Origin of the sequence: Actinacidiphila yanglinensis (genome assembly GCF_900107965.1) — a bacterium.
Classification (GTDB): Bacteria; Actinomycetota; Actinomycetes; order Streptomycetales; family Streptomycetaceae; genus Actinacidiphila; species Actinacidiphila yanglinensis.
Genome location: NZ_FNVU01000003.1, coordinates 356780 through 374473 on the forward strand (window position 1 = coordinate 356780; position 17694 = coordinate 374473).

13 protein-coding genes are annotated in these 17694 nt (G+C 72.4%); 4 read left to right on the forward strand and 9 right to left on the reverse strand.

Annotated elements, in window-relative coordinates:
* Positions 1-54: 54 nt before the first annotated feature.
* Entirely contained in the window at positions 55-4176 is a 4122-nt protein-coding gene (locus C4U44_RS08490; RefSeq protein WP_407642807.1) for a beta-galactosidase, read from the forward strand.
* 67 nt (positions 4177-4243) lie between these two features.
* Here C4U44_RS08490 and C4U44_RS08495 read toward each other — a convergent pair whose 3' ends face one another.
* The 5 genes from C4U44_RS08495 to C4U44_RS08515 form a co-directional block, all read right to left on the reverse strand.
* Positions 4244-5698 carry a cellulose binding domain-containing protein gene (locus C4U44_RS08495; RefSeq protein WP_235031915.1) on the reverse strand — a complete coding sequence of 485 codons (1455 nt, stop codon included), beginning with the start codon at positions 5696-5698 and terminating at the stop codon, positions 4244-4246.
* A gap of 72 nt (positions 5699-5770) precedes the next feature.
* Positions 5771-7324 (reverse strand): beta-N-acetylhexosaminidase, encoded by a 1554-nt coding sequence (locus C4U44_RS08500; protein WP_407642808.1) that lies wholly within the window; start codon positions 7322-7324, stop codon positions 5771-5773.
* Between the two features lie 127 nt (positions 7325-7451).
* The gene (locus C4U44_RS08505) at positions 7452-8363 is read right to left on the reverse strand and encodes a carbohydrate ABC transporter permease (protein WP_103885042.1); all 912 of its coding nucleotides are present in this window, start codon (positions 8361-8363) and stop codon (positions 7452-7454) included.
* The gene (locus C4U44_RS08510; protein ID WP_407642809.1) at positions 8360-9391 is read right to left on the reverse strand and encodes a carbohydrate ABC transporter permease; all 1032 of its coding nucleotides are present in this window, start codon (positions 9389-9391) and stop codon (positions 8360-8362) included. The genes C4U44_RS08505 and C4U44_RS08510 overlap by 4 nt, the downstream gene beginning before the upstream one ends.
* Positions 9392-9418: 27 nt before the next feature.
* Positions 9419-10693: an extracellular solute-binding protein gene (locus C4U44_RS08515; protein ID WP_103885043.1), complete on the reverse strand. Its 1275-nt coding sequence runs from the start codon at positions 10691-10693 to the stop codon at positions 9419-9421.
* A gap of 253 nt (positions 10694-10946) precedes the next feature.
* Between C4U44_RS08515 and C4U44_RS08520 the strand changes: the two genes are divergently transcribed.
* Positions 10947-11708 (forward strand): GntR family transcriptional regulator, encoded by a 762-nt coding sequence (locus C4U44_RS08520; protein WP_103885044.1) that lies wholly within the window; start codon positions 10947-10949, stop codon positions 11706-11708.
* Positions 11709-11736: 28 nt separating this feature from the next.
* On the opposite strand, the gene C4U44_RS41885 is transcribed toward C4U44_RS08520, so the two are convergent.
* Positions 11737-12159, reverse strand: a complete 423-nt coding sequence (locus C4U44_RS41885) for an SAV_915 family protein (protein ID WP_200823177.1) — start codon at positions 12157-12159, stop codon at positions 11737-11739.
* 468 nt (positions 12160-12627) lie between these two features.
* Between C4U44_RS41885 and C4U44_RS08530 the strand changes: the two genes are divergently transcribed.
* Both C4U44_RS08530 and dmpI read left to right on the forward strand, forming a co-directional pair.
* Complete coding sequence (locus tag C4U44_RS08530; protein WP_103885045.1) at positions 12628-13605, forward strand: LysR family transcriptional regulator; 978 nt, start codon at positions 12628-12630, stop codon at positions 13603-13605.
* Positions 13606-13720: 115 nt separating this feature from the next.
* Positions 13721-13906 carry a 4-oxalocrotonate tautomerase DmpI gene (gene dmpI / locus C4U44_RS08535; RefSeq protein ID WP_103885046.1) on the forward strand — a complete coding sequence of 62 codons (186 nt, stop codon included), beginning with the start codon at positions 13721-13723 and terminating at the stop codon, positions 13904-13906.
* Positions 13907-14171: 265 nt separating this feature from the next.
* Here dmpI and C4U44_RS08540 read toward each other — a convergent pair whose 3' ends face one another.
* The 3 genes from C4U44_RS08540 to C4U44_RS08550 all read right to left on the reverse strand — a co-directional run bounded on the left by C4U44_RS08540 (position 14172) and on the right by C4U44_RS08550 (position 17659).
* Positions 14172-15713 carry an MFS transporter gene (locus C4U44_RS08540; RefSeq protein WP_103885047.1) on the reverse strand — a complete coding sequence of 514 codons (1542 nt, stop codon included), beginning with the start codon at positions 15711-15713 and terminating at the stop codon, positions 14172-14174.
* 251 nt (positions 15714-15964) lie between these two features.
* Positions 15965-16660 (reverse strand): LysE family translocator, encoded by a 696-nt coding sequence (locus C4U44_RS08545; protein WP_103885048.1) that lies wholly within the window; start codon positions 16658-16660, stop codon positions 15965-15967.
* 153 nt (positions 16661-16813) lie between these two features.
* A complete protein-coding gene (locus C4U44_RS08550) occupies positions 16814-17659 on the reverse strand; it encodes a LuxR C-terminal-related transcriptional regulator (protein ID WP_103885297.1) in 846 nt (281 codons plus the stop codon).
* Positions 17660-17694 lie beyond the last annotated feature (35 nt).

A 17694-nucleotide genomic window follows, 5' to 3' on the forward strand; every position in this document is an offset into this window, starting at 1 on the left:
GGGTCCGGCAGAGCGGGCCGTCGACGGCGATGGTGGGCCGGGATCGCGGCGGCGATGGCGATCGCCCTGTCCGCGGGCACCACCGCACCCGCCATGGCGGCCGGGGCCGCGCACACCGCCGCGAAGGCGGCCGGCGGGCAGGGGAGCACCGGTACCGCGCCCGCGTCCGGCGCGAAGACCCACACGGTGACCTTCGACGGCTACTCGTTCCTCGTCGACGGCAAGCGCACCTACCTGTGGTCCGGCGAGTTCCACTACTTCCGGCTGCCCAGCCCGGACCTGTGGCTCGACATCTTCCAGAAGATGAAGGCCGCCGGCTTCAACACCACCTCCCTGTACTTCGACTGGGGCTACCACTCGCCGAAGCCCGGCGTGTACGACTTCACCGGCGTGCGCGACCTCGACAAGCTGCTCGACATGGCGCAGCAGGCCGGCCTCTACGTGATCGCGCGCCCGGCGCCGTACATCAACGCCGAGGTCGACGGCGGCGGCCTGCCCGGGTGGCTGACCACCAAGGAGGAGCAGAACCGCACCGACGACCCGCAGTTCCTGAAGTACTCCGACGAGTGGCTGACGCAGATCGACCGCATCATCGCGCGCCACCAGCTGACCAACGGCACCGGCTCGGTGATCGCGTACCAGGTCGAGAACGAGTACTACAACGGCTCGGCGTCGGCCCGCGCCTACATGGCGCACGAGGAGGCCAAGGCCCGCGCCGACGGCATCACCGTCCCGCTCACCGGCAACAACAACGGCACCTTCAACTCCGGTACCGGCGCCCTGGACGTGGACGGTCCCGACTCCTACCCGCAGGGCTTCAACTGCTCCAACCCCACGCAGTGGAACGGCGTCCCCGACCTCAGCTACGACCACCCGGCCGGGAAGCCGCTCTACGCACCGGAGTTCCAGGGCGGCGCCTTCGACCCCTGGGGCGGCCCGGGCTACGACAAGTGCGCCCAGCTGATCAACGACCAGTTCGCGGACGTCTTCTACAAGCAGAACATCGCCGTCGGCGCCACCGCCCAGAGCTTCTACATGACCTACGGCGGCACCAACTGGGGCTGGCTGGGCGAGCCGGAGAACTACACGTCCTACGACTACGGCGCCGCGATCCGTGAGACCCGCCAGCTGGACCCGAAGTACGACGAGGACAAGCTGATCGGCGACTTCACCCAGTCGGTCGCCCCGCTGACCAAGACCGACCCGATCAGGGCGGCGGCGCCCGACGACAGCGCGATCGTCGACACCGCCCGGATGAACCCGGACACCAAGACGCAGTTCCACGTCCTGCGGCACTCCGACTCCACCTCCACCGCGAAGGACACGACGCACATCGCGCTGGACTTCAACGCCCAGCCGATCGCGGACACCAGCTACACCTGGGACGACCCGGACGCCACCCTCCAGTACTCCGGCACCTGGTCCCACGTGTCCAACCAGAGCTACACCAGCGGCGACTACAAGAACACCGAGTCGTTCTCCAACGTCGCCGGCGACTCGGTCACCGTGCCCTTCGACGGGACCGCGGTGCGCTGGATCGGGCCGAAGACCAACAACCACGGTTTCGCCGACGTCTACCTCGACGGCACCAAGGTCGCCACGGTCGACGACTCCGGCAGCGGCAGCCAGGCGGTGGTCTTCCAGAAGACCGGCCTGCCGGCCGGGGCGCACACGCTGAAGATCGTCGTCGACGGCAACCACAGCTCGGGCTCCACCGACAACTTCGTGTCCGTCGACGCGATCGACGTGCCGACGGCCGAGACGGCGACCGCGACCTACCCGGTCGTGCCGCAGCAGCCGGGCACCGCGATCACGCTGGACGGCCGCGACTCGCACATCATCGTGGCGAACTACAAGCTGGGTGACTCCCAACTCCAGTACTCCACCTCCGAGATCATGACCACCGCGACCATCGCCGGGCAGGACGACTCGGTGCTGTACGGCGACGCGGGCAGCGACGGCGAGACCGTGCTGCGCTACTCCTCCAAGCCCACCGTCACCAGCACCGGCGGTCCGGTGCAGACGACCTGGGACCCGGCCACCGGCGACCTGCGGCTGAACTACACGCACAAGGGCCTGATCCGGATCAGCATCAGCGGCGGCGGCTCCCGCCCGAGCCTGCTGCTGGTCGGGGACAAGGCGACCGCGGAGACCTTCTGGCGCCAGGACACCGCGACCGGGCCGGTCCTGGTGCGCGGCAGCCACCTGCTGCGGACGGCGACCAGCCAGAACGGCGGCCGCACCCTGGCACTCACCGGTGACAACGCCGACAACAAGAACCTCGAGGTGTTCACCTCCGCCGCGCAGGTCACCTGGAACGGCCGCCCGCTCGACGGGCGGATCACCGGCGGCGCCAGCCAGAGCGGAACCATCGCGGTCGCCGCGGCGGTGAAGCTGCCGGCGCTGACGAACTGGAAGCACGCCGAGGAGTCCCCGGAGGCTGCACCCGGCTTCGACGACTCCAGCTGGCAGACCGCCGACAAGACGACCACCAACAGCTCCTCGGGCGTCAACTCGCTGCCGGTGCTCTACGCCGACGACTACGGATTCCACACCGGCAACACCTGGTACCGCGGGCGCTTCAAGGCCGGCGGCGACGAGACCGGCATCCACCTGGTCTCGGACTCCGGCGGCGGCGCGCAGGCGTTCTCCGCGTGGCTCAACGGCACGTTCCTCGGCAGCTCCACCACCGGCAGCGCGGACTTCACCTTCCCGGCCGGCGCGGTGAAGAAGACCGGCGACAACGTCATCTCGGTGCTCACGGTCAACATGGGCCACGAGGAGGACTACAACTCCTCCAACGGCAACAAGACCGCCCGCGGCCTGACCAGCGCCTCCCTCGTCGGGGCGCCGCTCACCCCGGTCACCTGGCGGTTGCAGGGCGTGCGCGGCGGCGAGGACCTCATCGACCCGGTGCGCGGCACCCTCTCGACCGGTGGCCTCTACGGCGAGCGGGCCGGCTGGTCGCTGCCCGGCTACCCGGACGCGAAGTGGTCGAACGTCACGCTGCCGGCCACCGACACCCGCGCCGGCGTCTCCTGGTACCGCACCGACGCCGATCTGAACCTGCCGCACGGGCAGGACACCTCACTCGGGCTGACGATCACCGACGACCCGTCGCGGAAGTACCGCGCGGAGATCTTCGTGAACGGCTGGCAGGTCGGCAACTACGTCAACTACCTCGGCCCGCAGCACTCGTTCCCGGTGCCGAACGGCATTCTCGACCCCAACGGCCACAACTCCATCGCGATCGCGGTGTGGAACCTGGACGGCAGCACCGGCGGGCTCGGCAAGGTCGCGCTCACCGACTACGGCAGCTACGCCTCGTCGCTGCACGTCGCCCAGAACGACAGCCCCGGCTACGACCCGGTGAAGTACGCGATGCCGTCGGCGCCGGGCGCCGGCACCACGCTGGACGTGCCCAACACCGTGCAGTCCGGGCAGGCGTTCACCGCGTCGGCGACGGTGCGGGTGGCGGCCGGGAAGCCGGAGGCGTCCCACGTGACGTCCTCGCTCACCCTGCCCGACGGCTGGACCGCGAGCGCGACCTCGCCCGCATCGGTGGACCGGGTCCTGCCCGGTAGGTCGGCCACCTTCACCTGGAAGGTCCAGCCGGCCACCGGGACGCTCCCCTCGGCCTCGGCGCTGACCGCCACCACGGGCTACACCCAGCGCGGCCGCAAGGCGACCAGCTCCGACGAGCGGATCATGGCGGCCATCCCGCCGGCACCGCCGGCCGGGCAGGACGCCGTGAGCGACCTGCCGTTCCTGTCGTCCACCAACGGGTGGGGTCCGGTGGAGCGCGACACCAGCGTCGGCGAGCAGGCGGCCGGCGACGGCAAGCCGATCAGCATCGCGGGCGTCGGCTACGCCAAGGGCCTGGGCACCAACTCGTTGAGCGACGTCCAGCTCTACCTGGCCGGCAAGTGCACCCGGCTGACCGCGGACGTGGGGGTCGACGACGAGACCGGCGGCGGGGGAACCGTCACCTTCTCCGTCGTCGCCGACGGGAAGACGCTCGTCACCACGCCGACGATCCGCGGCAAGCAGGCGGCCGTCCCGATCGACGTCGACGTCACCGGCGCCCAGGTCATCGACCTCAAGGTCGGCGACGGCGGCGACGGGAACGGCAACGACCACGGCGACTGGGGGCAGCCCACCCTGACCTGCAGCTGAGGCACGGTTCTCCGGCCAGGTCCCCGCGCCCCGGAAGGGGCGCGGGGACCTGGCCGGAGCCGTCGCGTCAGCTGCTCGGCACCGTGTCCTCGAACGCGGTGCCGCTGCCGCGGAGTCCGGCGACTGCCGACTGCACCTGCGACGGCGTGAGCACCTGGTCCTTGACGAAGTACAGGTAGTCGACCTGCTCGTCGTAGGAGCGCGAAGTGGTGCTCGTCTGCCCGGCGAGGTCGATCAGCCAGTGGTTGAAGTCGATGAACTGGCCGCCCTCGGGCAGGTACGGCTCGCCGTGCTGGGCGACGACCTGACCGTCGATGGAGTAGGTGATGTACGTGTCGTCGATGGTGATCTGCAGGTCGTGCCAGCCGTCGTAACTGCCGTACTGCTGCCCGTGGGTGTTCACCGCGTTCCACGGGTCGGGGTTGTACGTCTCCCAGGACGTCTCGTACATGATGTTCTGCGTCTCGCCCCAGCCGCCGTTGGGCAGGTACTCGAAGTCCTCCTCGCTGTAGTTCGGGTCCATCGGCGCGTTGAGCGGCGTGAAGTTGAAGAACGTCTGGTTGACGTGGTCGCCGTCGGGGCCGCCGGTCGGGGTGTCGTCGAACTTCACCCGCGCCGCGTAGGTGCCGTTCTTGAACTTCTGCGCGGTGGTCTGGATCTCCGTCTCGCGGGTCCCGGCGGCGGTGCCGTCGGTGGTGAGCTTGAGGTCCATCACCTTGTTGCTGCTGCCCGAGGTCTCGGGCACGAAGGTCAGGTCACCCGGCGACCAGGTGGCCCCGGCCACGCCCGGGCCGCCCTGGCCGGACTTGACGGTCCAGCCGTGCTGCTGGACGGCCGGGTCCGAGCTGGCGGTGTAGCTGAAGTCGTCGAAGAGCGTGGGCCCGTCGGTGCTGCCGCCCCCGCCGGGCGGCGAGGTGGGCGGCGAGGTCGGGTCGTTGCCCGCGGGGGCGGTGCCCCACACCACCGCGCCGTCCTGCTGCACGGTGATCCTCGGGGCGTCGGCGTAGGAGGTCTGCGCGCCGTCGAAGGAGTAGTCGTCGGACTGGGTGAGGGTCTGCCAGTCCGACCGGTAGAAGCGCAGCTGCATGTCGCCGGTGTTCTGGCCGGATGCGAGGGAGCCCGCACCCGCGGTGAAGCCGATCTCCAGGTAGCGGTCGGCGGTCGCCGTGGGGTTGGCGAGGGTGCCGAAGGTCCCGGTGATGTTCGCGCAGCCCTTCACCGCCCAGGAGCAGGCGAAGCGGTAACCGGCGCTCGCGCTGTCGGACTTGAAGTAGTACCGCAGCGTGACATGGCTGAGCGGCACCGACGCGGAGCCGCGGTTGGTGACCTCCAGCCACGGCTCGGACTGGTCGGCGGTGGCCCCGCTCGCGCTCGTCCGGTACTGGGCGGTGAGCGTGTCCTGCGCGGCGGAGGCGGGCAGCGCGGTGAGCGCGGCGCAGGCGAGGCCGGCGGCCGAGCACACGGCCAGCGCGGCCCGGACGCGAAGGGGGATACGGAGGGGTCGGCGGTTGCTTCCTGACACGGTGGTCCCTTTCCGGTGGTGGGGGGGTGGTCCCCGGGTGGGGGTGAGGGTGCTCGGGCTCCCGGTGGCGTCCTAGCCGGCGGCCGGCGCCGTCCGGGGGCGGTCGAGGGGGCGGTGGCGCACGCCGAGCGCGGCCAGCCGCGCCTCGTGCGCGCGCAGCGCGGGGAGGAAGTCGGTGGCCCAGCCGGCGGCCGGGTTCCAGGCCCGGTCGGCGAGCGCGCACAGCCGGGGGAAGGCCAGGTACTCGATCGCGGCGGGGGTCCGCGCGAACTCGGTCCACAGCTGCGCCTGCGTCCCGAGGACCCGGCCGGCGGCCTCGCCCGGCCAGTGCGCGGGCACGGGGGCGTGGGCGTGCACAGCGCGCAGGTCCACCACCGCGCCGGCCTGGCCGAGCGGTTCGCCGGGACCGTCGGCCTGCGGGTAGTCGAGGTAGGTGGCCCGGTGCGGCGCCATGACGAGCTCGTGGCCGTTCAGCGCGGCGGCCAGGCCGTGGTCGGCGTCGCGCCAGGGCATGACGACGAACTCGCGCGGCAGCGCGGCCGCGGCCCCGGTGCTGTCGGCCCAGCACACCGGCCGCCGCCCCTGCGCCAGCAGGAACTCGCCGATCCTCCCGAGCAACCACCCGTGCAGCGCCGCGGTTTCCGCGAGCCCGGCCTCGGCGGCCCTGGCCCGCGCCCGGGGACTGGCGGCCCACTCCACGACCGGGCACTCGTCGCCGCCGATGTGCACGTACGGCGAGGGGAAGACGTCGAGCACCGCGCCGAGGACGGTCCGGAAGAAGTCCAGCACCTCCTCGTGCACGCCGAACACCGCGTCCGACACGCCCCATTCGGTCCAGACGTCCAGCGTCCGCCCGGGCACGTTGCCCAGTTCCGGGTAGGCCGCCAGCGCGGCCCGCGCGTGCCCGGGCATCTCGATCTCGGGCATCACCTCGATCCCGCGTGCGGCGGCGTAGGCCACCAACTCCCGCAGTTCCGCGGCGGTGTACGCACCGCCGTGCGGGCGGTCGTCGTAGCGGCCGCTGCCCGCGCGGCCGCGCATCGACCGGGCCCGCACCCCGCCGACCTCGGTCAGCCGCGGGTAGCCGGGCACCGGCATCCGCCAGCCCTGGTCGTCGGTGAGGTGCAGGTGCAGCACGTTCAGCTTGTGCAGCGCCATCAGGTCGACGAACCGCCGCAGGTAGGAGGCGGGTTGGAAGTGCCGGGCCACGTCGAGCAGGGCGCCGCGCCAGCGGTGCCGGGGCACGTCGGTGATCTGAACCCCGGGCAGCCGCCAGGGCACGTCGGCGACGGGGCGCGCCGACAGCGCCTCGGGCGGCAGGAGTTGGCGGATCGTCTGCACTCCGTGCAGCAGCCCCCGGCCGGTCGCCGCACGCAGCAGCACCGCGTCGGGCCCGACGGTCAGCCCGTAGCCCTCGTCGCCGAGCCCGCCGAGCAGCGGGTCGACGGCGAGCACCACGTTCCCCTGCGGCGAGTCCGGCAGCGGCAGGCCGGTGGCGGGGCCGAGCAGGTCGCGCAGCAGCCGGGCGGCGGGCTGCGCCGCTGCCGGTGCCCTGAGCGTCGTGGCGGCGTCGAAGGTGAAGCGGCCGGGGATGCGGACGGCATGGGTGGGGTGCGGAATGATCACGGCGGTGGTCTCCAGGGGGCCGGGTGGGCATGGTGGACCGGGCGGACGGCCGCGGTACCGGCCGTGGCGCGACGTGGCGGGGCGTGGGGGAGCGCGTCGGCGAGGGCGCAGGAGGGGGAGGGGACCGTCAGCCCTTGACGGCTCCGGCGGTCATCCCGGCCGTGACCCGGTTCTGGAGCAGCAGGAACACCGCCAGGACCGGCAGCATGAACAGGCAGGACGCGGCCATCGTGGCGCCCCAGTCGGTGCCGAAGACGTTGCTGAAGGACGACAGCCAGACCGGCAGGGTGCGGGCGCTCTGGTTCTTGATGATCAGCGTGTTGGCGAACGCGAACTCGTTCCAGGCGGTGATGAACCCGAACAGCGACGTCGACAGCAGGCCCGGCGCGAGCAGCGGGAACGTCACCCGGCGGAATGCCTGCGGCCGGGTGCAGCCGTCCACCCGGGCGGCCTCCTCCAGCTCCACCGGAATGGCGGCGAGGAAGCCGCGCAGCGTCACGATCGTGAACGGCAGCGTCATCATGAAGTAGATGAGGGTGAGCATGGAGAGCCGGTCGAGCATGTCGGTGTCCCGCGCGATCACGTACATCGGGATCAGCAGCGCCTCCCAGGGCGCCATCTGCGCGGTGAACACCAGCAGGACGAACGCGCGCCGGCCGCGCCAGCGCATCCGGGCCACCGCGAACGCCGCGAGCAGCGCCACCACCAGCGACATCAGTACGGCGCCGAGCGTGACGACGAGGCTGTTGCGCCAGTACCCGGCGAACCCGTCGGCGTGCACGGCGGTGCGGAAGTGCGCGAGGGTCGGGTGCAACGGGAGGAAGTGCGGGTTCGCGCCCTCGATGTCCGCGGTGGGTTCGAAGGCGGTCACCGCCATCCAGTAGACCGGGAACGCGGACAGTGCCAGGACGAGCAGCGCCGCGGCGTTCAGCGGCAGCCGCCGCAGGCGGCGCGTCCGGCCGCGGGCGCGGCGGCGTGCGGACCCGGACCCGGACCCGGACCCGGACCCGGGAGCGGCGAGTGGCGTGGCGGCGGTCATGCGGTGCCCTCCTTTCCTTCCTGGCGGAACATCCGGCGCAGGTTGAACACCAGCGCGACGAGCAGGATCAGCACGGTCAGCGTGGAGACCGCCGACCCGAGGTCGTACTTGTGGAAGGACTGGGCGATCTGGAACGCGTAGACCGGCAGCGTGGTGGTGGCGCCGTCCGGGCCGCCCTCGCCGATCACCCAGATCTGCGTGAAGCACTTGAAGCACCAGATCACTTCGAGCGAGGTGATCAGCGCGAACAGCGACCGCAGCATCGGGAAGGTGACCAGCCGGAAGGACTGCCAGGGCCCGGCGCCGTCGATCCGCGCCGACTCGTAGAGCTCGGCCGGGATGGTGGTCAGCCCGCCGTAGAGGGTCAGTGCCGCGAACGGCACCGACTGCCACACCACCAGCATGACCAGGATCGCGAAGGTGGCGCCGCCGTGCGCGAACCAGGTGTAGTCGCGGTAGGAGGTGAACCCGAGCTTTACCAGTGCCCAGTTGACCACGCCGAACCGGGACTGGAAGAGCCACTGGAAGATCGTGGTGGCCGCGATCACCGGGGTGGCCCAGGCCAGCACCAGGGCGCTCATCACCGCCAGCCGCAGCCGGCGGCCGAGCCGGATCAGCATCAGCGCGACCAGGGTGCCGATCAGCATGATCAGCGCGACGTTGAGCGCGGTCCACCACACGGTGCGGCGTACCACCGTCCAGAACTCCGGGTCGGTCAGCGCCTCGCGGTAGTGGGACACGCCGGCGAACGTGGCCCCTCCGTTGATGAGTTGGGCCAGTCCGTAGTGCTGGAAGGACATCACGGTGTTGCGGATGACCGGGTAGGCCAGCAGGAACGCCGCGCCCACCACGGTGGGGGAGACCAGCAGGTACGGCCAGAGGGCGGCGAGTACGCGGCGCGGGCCGGAGCGCGGCCGGTGGGGCGGGCGTCGGATGCGGCGGCCCTGGGGGCGGTCGGGCGGCGTGCCGCCGGTGCCGCCTCGCGGGTCGGCCGCGTCCTGCCCGGCGGCGGTGGGTGCGGTGAGCACGGCGGTCTCCCTCGGGGTCCGGGCCGGTCAGGACGAGGTGTTGAGCGCCTTGGTGATGGCGTCGGACGCGGTCGTGCCCGCCTTCGCCGGGTCGGCGCCGGTGAGCACCTGCGTGAGGTACTGCTTGATCGGGTTGTCCGCCTCGACCGCCGCCCAGTTGGGGGAGTTGGGGGTGGCGTGCCCGTCGGCCGCGCCGACGGCCATCGCGGAGGCGCCCGGGTCACCGGACAGCACTCCCGCCAGCGACGTGCGGTTGGGCACGTAGCTCATTGTCGTGGCGATCTTCGTCTGCCAGGTGGTGCCGGTCAGCGCCTTGAGCACCTGGTAGGCCATCGCCTGGTGCTTCGACGCCTGCGGGATGACCAGGTCGGAGCCGCCGGTGAAGACCGCGCCGGGGCGGTCGGCGGTCTTGCCGGGGATCGGGAAGTAGCCGATCTTGCCTTTGAGCTTCGGGTTGGCCGCGGTGATCGTGGTGGCGTTGCCCGGGGTGGCGATGATCTGCGCGACGTTCCCCTTGGCGAAGACGTTCGTCTGGAGCGGCTTGGCCTCGTCGGAGTCCTTCGGGCCCTGGCCGAGCGCCTGGAGCTGCCGGTAGAAGGCGGTGGCGGCCTGCGCCTGCGGGGTGTCCAGGCCGCCGGTCCACTTCCCGCCGCTCTGGGTGGCCAGCTCGCCGCCCTCGTCCCACAGGAAGCCGGCGTAGGCGTACCAGGACTGCCCGGGCAGGTAAATGCCCTGGTGGGCCCCGGTGTTGAGCTTGGTGGTGTCGGCGATCCACTCGGCACGGGTCTTCGGCGCCGCGGTGATCCCCGCCTGGGCGAACAGGTCCTTGTTGTAGATCACCACGCGGTTGGCGGCGTACCACGGGATGCCGTACTGCTTGCCGTCGATCTTCCCGGGGTCGGCGAGGCCGGGTATCCAGTCCGAGCCGTGCAGGTCGGCGACCTTGCCGGTGAGGTCGTCGACGCCGCCGCTGGCCGCGTACTGGGCGACCTGGGTGTTGCCGACCTCGATCACGTCGGGGGCGTCGTTGCTGGCGAGGGCGCTGGTGATCTTCTGGCCGATGCCGTCCCACTCCTGGATCTGGATGTCCAGGGTGGTGCCCTTGTGGGCCTTCTCGAAGTCCGCCCGGAACGCGTTGAGAACGGGGTCGGCGACGCTGTCGCGCATGATCCACACGGTGAGGTGGGCGGGCCCGGCGTCGTCGCCCGCGCCCGATCCGGAGGAGGAGCCGCACGCGGTGAGCCCGGTGAGGCCGATGAGCAGCGCCGCGGCGCCGGGAAGCAGTCTGGATCTGGATCTCACGGAGTAGTCACCTCAAGAGGAGCGGTGGGGCCTTACCACTGGTCAACTGGTATGGTGCTGACCGAGAAGGTGGCATAGACCACTGGTGGCGTCAAGAGGTCGCGGAAAAGCCGTTCCCGGGGCCGTATACGGCCGATGATCAGGTATTGCCCCGGCCTGCGCGGACCGTCTCCGAGCGGGCCGGCACTGGCATACTGGTCAGCATCTGGATAACCTCCCCTTGACAAGCACCACCGGGGAAAGGGCATCGCACATGGCCAGCGAGGCACCGCGCTCGGCGCTGAAACGCGAACGGGTCCGGGACTACCTCATGGAACTCGTCGAGTCCCGCGCCCCCGGCGACCCGATCCCCTCCGAGCGCGCCCTCTGCGAGCAACTCGGAGTCTCCCGGCCGACGTTGCGCTCGGCGGTCGACGAACTCGTCACCACGGGAGTGCTGTTGCGCGAGCACGGCCGCGGCATGTTCGTGGCGCGGGCGAAGATCACCCAGGAACTGGCCCAGGACCACGACGCGTTGCGCCTGCCGCAGGCGTCGGGCACCTGGACCAGCCGGGTGCTGGAGTTCGACACCGTGCAGGCGGGCGCCCGGGTCGGCCGCAAGCTGCACCTCTCGCCCGCCGCCGACGTCGTCTACATCGCCCGGCTCCGCCTCGTCGACGGCGAGCCGATGGCGATCGAGTACCTGCACGTCCCGGCCGCCCTCGTGCCGGGGCTGTCCCCCGCCGACATGGAGTCCGGCGACTTCTACGACACGCTGCGCGACCAGCACGGGGTCCGCGTGCATGAGGCGGTCCAGTCCATCGAGCCGACCGTCACCAACGAGGAGGAGGCCGAGCTGATCGGCGTCCCGGTGCTCTCGCCGGCCCTGCTGTTCGAACGCCTCACCCAGGACGACACCGGGCGGCCGGTGGAGTACGTCCACTCGGTGTACCGGGGGGACCGCTACCGCATCGTCTCCCGTCTCACCCTGGCCCACCCGACGTCCGCGTGGCGGTACACCGGCCCTCCCGGGTAGCACGCGGGGGCGTCAGGAGGCCGGGTGCTCAGGGCGCCGCGGACCCGGCCGCGCGGACGGGCCGGGTGCCGTGGGACTCCGCGGGAGCCGGGGCTTCGGGGGTCACCGGTACATCGGGGGCTTCGGGGGTTTCGGGGGCGCCCCAGGAGGCCGGCGGCCGGGCGGTGAGCACCGGGTCGACGGTCAGGTGCTTGGCACCCATCGGCTCGGCCAGGCGCAGCAGCGCCGCCTCCGACAGCCGGATCCAGGGCTGGGTCGGGCCGAGCACGGACCGCAGCCGCCGGTCGGTGGTGAACGCGACCGCCGTCCTGGTGCCGAACGGCGTACGCCACAGCCGCACCACGTCCCCGGCGGGACCGCGCCGCACGGGGACGTAGAGTGCCCGGTTCGCCATCCGCTCCGACTGCTCTGCGTGGCCGGCGACGGACGGTTGGTGCTGGCTCACATGCATGCCCTTACGGTAACCCGCCGCGGGGCCCCGCTTCCTGCCCGGCCGGAGCGGGCCGTACGGTTCGTGCCGCGCGGACCCCGGGACCCGCGGCCCGGGCCGCCCCGCCCACGCCCGAGGAGAGGGCACGCGGCCGTGGCCGCCCCGGGGGCGCGGGCTGCCCTTACTCTCGCCCGGACGAGTGAACCCGCGGCCTTGATTCGCGACGCCTCGGCCGCCCGGCCTTTTCCCGCTTCCCGCGCGGCCCGCCGCCGGTCCGCGCCCCGCGCTCCTGCCGGCCCGGCTCCTCGGGCCGGCCCGCCCTGTCCCGCCACCCGCTGCGGAGCGGACCGGAGACGCGGTCACATCCCCGTACGTGAGGGCGTCCGTCCCCCGGCGTGGGCGGGAGACCGCTCCGCCCGGAGCACCGGACCGCTCGTACGGCCCCGCCCGCCTCGCTGCGAGTCATCGGCGGGGCCGTACCATCCCGGCGTGGAACTGCGCCAGTTGAGATACTTCGTCACGGTCGCCGAGGAGCTGCACTTCGGCCGGGCCGCGGACCGGCTGCACATCGTGCAGTCCGCCGTCAGCCAGCAGGTGCGACGGCTGGAACGCGAGCTGGACGTCGAGCTGTTCGACCGCTCGCCCCGGCATGTACGGCTCACCGAGGCGGGTACGCGCTTCCTGCCCGAGGCACGCGCGGTCCTGGCCGCGGAGGAACGGGCCCGGGCGTCCGTCGCGGAGTTCGCCGACGCGCGGGCCCGCGGCCTGCGGCTCGGCACGAGCACCGGGCTGGGCGTCCACCTCGACCGGGTGCTGGACGCCTTCGCCGACCTCGCCCCCGGCTTCACCGTCGACCTGGTGTCGGCCTCCTCCGCCGGACGGCTGGAGGGTGTGGCAGCGGGCGAGCTGGACGCGGCCTTCGTGCGCGGCGACTGGCCGCTGCCGCCCGCGGCGCAGGGCAGCGGCCCGGGCGGCCGGGCCCTCCTGCCGGGCGCGGTGGACACCGACGTCGACGGGGTCTGCGTGGTGCCGCTGTGGTCCGATCCGCTGGTGGCGGTGGTCTCCGCGCGCAACCCGCTGGCCCGGCAGGCGGACGTGGCGATCGAGGAACTGGCCAAGGTGCCGCTGCGGCTGGTGCCCCGGCGGCGCAACCCCCCGCTGGTCGACCTGGTGGTCGGCGCCTGCGCGGCGGCGGGGTTCGAGCCGGTGCCGGGGGCGGCCCCGGCGGACGCCGACGGCCCGGGCTCCCTCCAGGACAACCTGGCCGCGATCGGTGCGGGCGCCGACCTGTGGACGGTGGTCTACGCCTCGCACGCGGCATCGCTGCACGCGCCCCGGGTGGCCTTCCTGCCGTTCCGGGGCGGCGGCCTCGCCCTCACCTCGGGCCTGGCGGTGCGCCGCCCGCCGTCGCGGGCGGCGGCGCTGCTGCTCGACGCGTGCGCCCGGCTGGACGATCTCGCTTCGTGATCGCTGCGCTCGCGCAGTGCTTCTTGGTCGGCGTGCGGCGGCGCGATGGACTGGTCCCACACCGCAAGGCGGCCCGGAGCCTCCGGAACAGCCGTCTCCGACCAGGGAGTTCATCATGCCGATCGTCACCGTGCAGCAGGGCCCGCGCACCGTCGAACTGAAGAGGGACCTGGTGCGGAAGATCACCGACGCGTTCGTGGACGCCCTGCACGTGCCGGCCGAGAGCGTCCAGGTGTGGATCCAGGAGACCCCGGCCGACAGCTGGGCGGTCGGCGGCCGGCTCACCGCCGACAAGAAGTGAGCCGCGGACCCGCACACACCACCGCCCCGGCGATGCGCACGGGGGTGGCGCACCGACGGGGCGGTGATCGTTCAGGAGCTCGACGGCCGGGTGTCCCGTCCCCACGATGACCCGGGTACGGGCCCCTGAAGCCCCCGGCGGCGATCCGCTCGGTTCGTGCCGGGGCGTTCTTGAGATGTGTGTCCGGAGGTGCGGCCCGGAGCCGCGGTAAGGGGCGTGTATCTGGATGCGCGCCCCTTACCTGCGCGCGGCTTCGACCTCGGGACTACATGTGCACGGCCTGCGCCTCGCCCGCGGGCGACTGCTCCGGGCGGCCGCTGCGGAACATCAGCGCGGCGAGCACGGTGCCGACCGCGAAGAACCCGGCCGACCACCAGTACGCGGTCGAGTAGCTGTGCAGCTGGGCGTGTGCGGCCACCAGTTGGGCGGGCGTACCGCTGTGCGCGTGGCTGTGCAGGTAGCTCGTCGCGGCGCTCGCGGCCAGCGTGTTCAGCAGCGCGGTGCCGATCGAACCGCCCACCTGCTGCATGGTGTTGACACCCGCGGAGGCGACACCGGCGTCGTCGGCGTGCACACCGGCGGTGGCGACGCTCATCACGGTCGGCATCACCAGGCCGAGGCCCAGGCCGATCACGATCAGCGGCGGCAGCACGTTCGCCGCGTAGGTGCTGTTCAGGTCCAGCGTGGTCAGCCAGGCCATGCCGACACCGGCCAGGCCCATGCCCACCGGCACGATCGGCCGGGGACCGAACTTCGGCAGCAGGTTGTTCGTCGCGAGCTGGGCGGCGACCATCAGCGAGCCGATCATCGGCAGGAAGGCCAGACCGGTCTTGACCGGGTTGTACTGCAGCGACAGCTGGAGGTAGTAGGTCAGGAAGAGGAAGACGCCGAACATGCCCACGCCCGAGATCCCCAGGATCGCGAACGACGCGCCGCGGTTGCGGTCGAGCAGCACGCGCAGCGGCAGCAGCGGGTGCTGGGCCCGGGTCTGCCACCATCCGAACGCGGCCACCAGCACCACACCCAGCAGCAGGAAGCCCCAGGTCAACGGGGAGCCCCAGTGGTGGCTGTCGGCGTTGGAGAAGCCGTAGACGATGCTGAACAGGCCGGCGGTGACCAGTACGGTGCCGGGGACGTCCAGCCGCGGCCGGGCCGCCGGGGCGCCCTTGCGCAGCAGCGTCATGCCGCCGATGAAGGCGATGACGGCGAAGACCAGGTTGACGTAGAGCGTCCAGCGCCAGCTCAGGTGCTCGGTGAGCACGCCGCCGAGCAGCAGGCCGATGCCGCCGCCCGCGCCGGCGATGGCGCCGTAGATGCCGAACGCCTTGGCGCGTTCCTTGCTGTCGGTGAACGTGGTGTTCAGCAGCGAGAGCGCGGCGGGTGCGAGCAGGGCGCCGAAGAGGCCCTGCAGGGCGCGGCCGCTGACCAGGACGTCGAAGTTCTGCGCGGCGCCGGCCAGTGCGGAGGCAAGGGCGAAGCCGACGACGCCGATGAGGAAGACGATCTTGCGGCCGATCAGGTCGGCGAGCCGCCCGCCGAGCAGCAGCAGGCTGCCGAAGGACAGGGAGTAGGCGGTGACGATCCACTGCCGGTTCCCGTCGCTGAAGTCGAGCGCCTTCTGCGCGGAGGGAAGGGCGATGTTCACCACCGTGGCGTCGAGCACCACCATGAGCTGCGCGATCGCGATGACACCCAGCACCCACCAGCGGTGGGACGGGTGCTCCTCCGGGGTCTGCTTGTCCAGCGTGACCGGGCTGTCCCGGTGCGAAGCGCCGACCGGTGCGTCGGCTGCGGACTGAGTCGACATGTTCGTGACTCCTGGAAGTGGGACGGGCGGCGAACCGCGGGAAGAACGAAACGGTTTCGTACTCTCTTACTCGACCGAAGGTACGACTCGTCATATCGAAACGCAAACGTTTCGCTTCCCTCGGCGGTGTGCGTCTGCTCACAGCCGGCCGGCTCAACCCTGGCGCGGCACAGAGGCGTCTTTCCCTCGGCTTCGCCGCCCGTTCCTGCGCGCCGCGCCAGCCTGCCCCGGGACCTGCCCGCGGACCTGCGTCAGGAGTCCGCGCGACCGGTCACCGCGACCGCCACGCCCAGCCCGATCATCGCCAGGCCCCCGGTGCCGCCGACGGCCGCCATCCGGCGCGGCGAGCGGGCGAACCAGCCGCGGGCGGCCGAGGCGGTCAGCGCCCACACGCTGTCGCAGATCAGCGCGATCACCGTGAAGACCAGGCCCAGCAGCAGCATCTGCTCATGCACGTGCCCCGCCTCCCGGTCCACGAACTGGGGGAGCACCGCGGCGAAGAACACGCAGGTCTTCGGGTTGGTGACGCCCACGACGAAGCCCTCCCACAGGGTGCGGGCGTCACTGCGGGCCCGTACGGGAGCGGCGCCCGGTCCGGACGGCGACCCGGTCCCGGGCCCGGCCCCGGACTCCGCGCCGGGTACGGCCGTCGCCGACAGGTCGGCGCGGTGTCGCCACGCCTTCACGCCCAGGAAGACGAGGTACACCGCGCCCGCGAGCTTCACCGTGGTGAACACCGCCGCCGAGGTCGCCATCACCTCGCCCAGTCCCAGCGACACCCCGGCCGCCAGCAGGTACGCGCCCGTCGCGTTCCCCAGCACGCTGCCGAGCGCGGTACGGCGGCCGTGGGCGAGGGCGCGCCCGAGGACGAACAACACGCTGGGGCCCGGGATCAGCACCAGCACCAGCGAGATGCCGGCGAAACCGAGCAGGCGGTCAGGGGACACGGGGACACTCCTCGGGGCGGCGGGCTGCGCGGCGGGCTGTGCGGGATCTCCCGCGTGAGCGTAGGCCGCCGGAGCCGTCGCGTCCCCTGGGTTTTCGGACGGCCGGATCGGTCCGGACGACCGGGCAGCCGCAGGGCCGGACCCGGGTGCGGACTACGGCAGGAGGCCGGCCCGCCGCGCGGCGACCACCGCCTCCAGCCGGGTGTGGGCCCCCAACTTCCGCATGGCCGAGCGGAGGTAGCTCTTGACGGTCTCGGGCCGGAGGTGCAGCCGGGCCGCGACCGTTGCGTTGGTCGCCCCGGAGGACAGGGAGCTGAGGACGTCCAGCTCGCGCGGCGTGAGCTGGGGTGCGGCGGCCGGGCCGGGGGAGGCGGGGGGCCTGGGCGGGGCGCCGGCCGCGGCGAGCCGGGTGCAGGCGCTGAGGAGTTCCTGCCGCAGGTGGATGTCGGGCACCTGGCCGGCCAGCGCGCGCAGCTCCGCGTGCGCCTCGCGCACCTCCTCCCACGCGCGCGGGTCGGCGGGCAGCGGTGCCTGCGCCAGGGACAGCAGCCGCTGCGCCTCGTCCCTTATCACCAGGGCCTGTTCGAGCTCGCGGGCCGCATCGAGCGCCACGTTCAGCGGCCGGTCGCCGAGCGTGAAGGGCTGCCGCAGCGCCCCGTAGAGCACCCCGCGCACCCGGCGCTGCACGACAATCGGCACCGCGAGGACCGAGCGCAGGCCCTCGCCCGCCACCGCCGCGTCGTACTCGTGGCTGATCACCCGGGAGTCGCGGTAGTCGGTGACGGCGTACGGGCGGCCCATCGCGAGCGTCTTGCCGCCCAGGCCGTTGCCGGTGGTGATCGCCAGGCCGCGCAGCGACTCGGTGGCCGTGCCGGCCAGCTCGGTGATCCGGAACTGCCGCGCGCCGTAGCCCACCGGCAGCCCGCCGCCCGGCACCAGACCGCCGAACGACACCGGAAGCAGTCCGGACCTGCGCATCCGCAGCAGCGCCGCCCGCAGATCGACCGCTTCGCCGTGCCCGTTCACCCGAACCA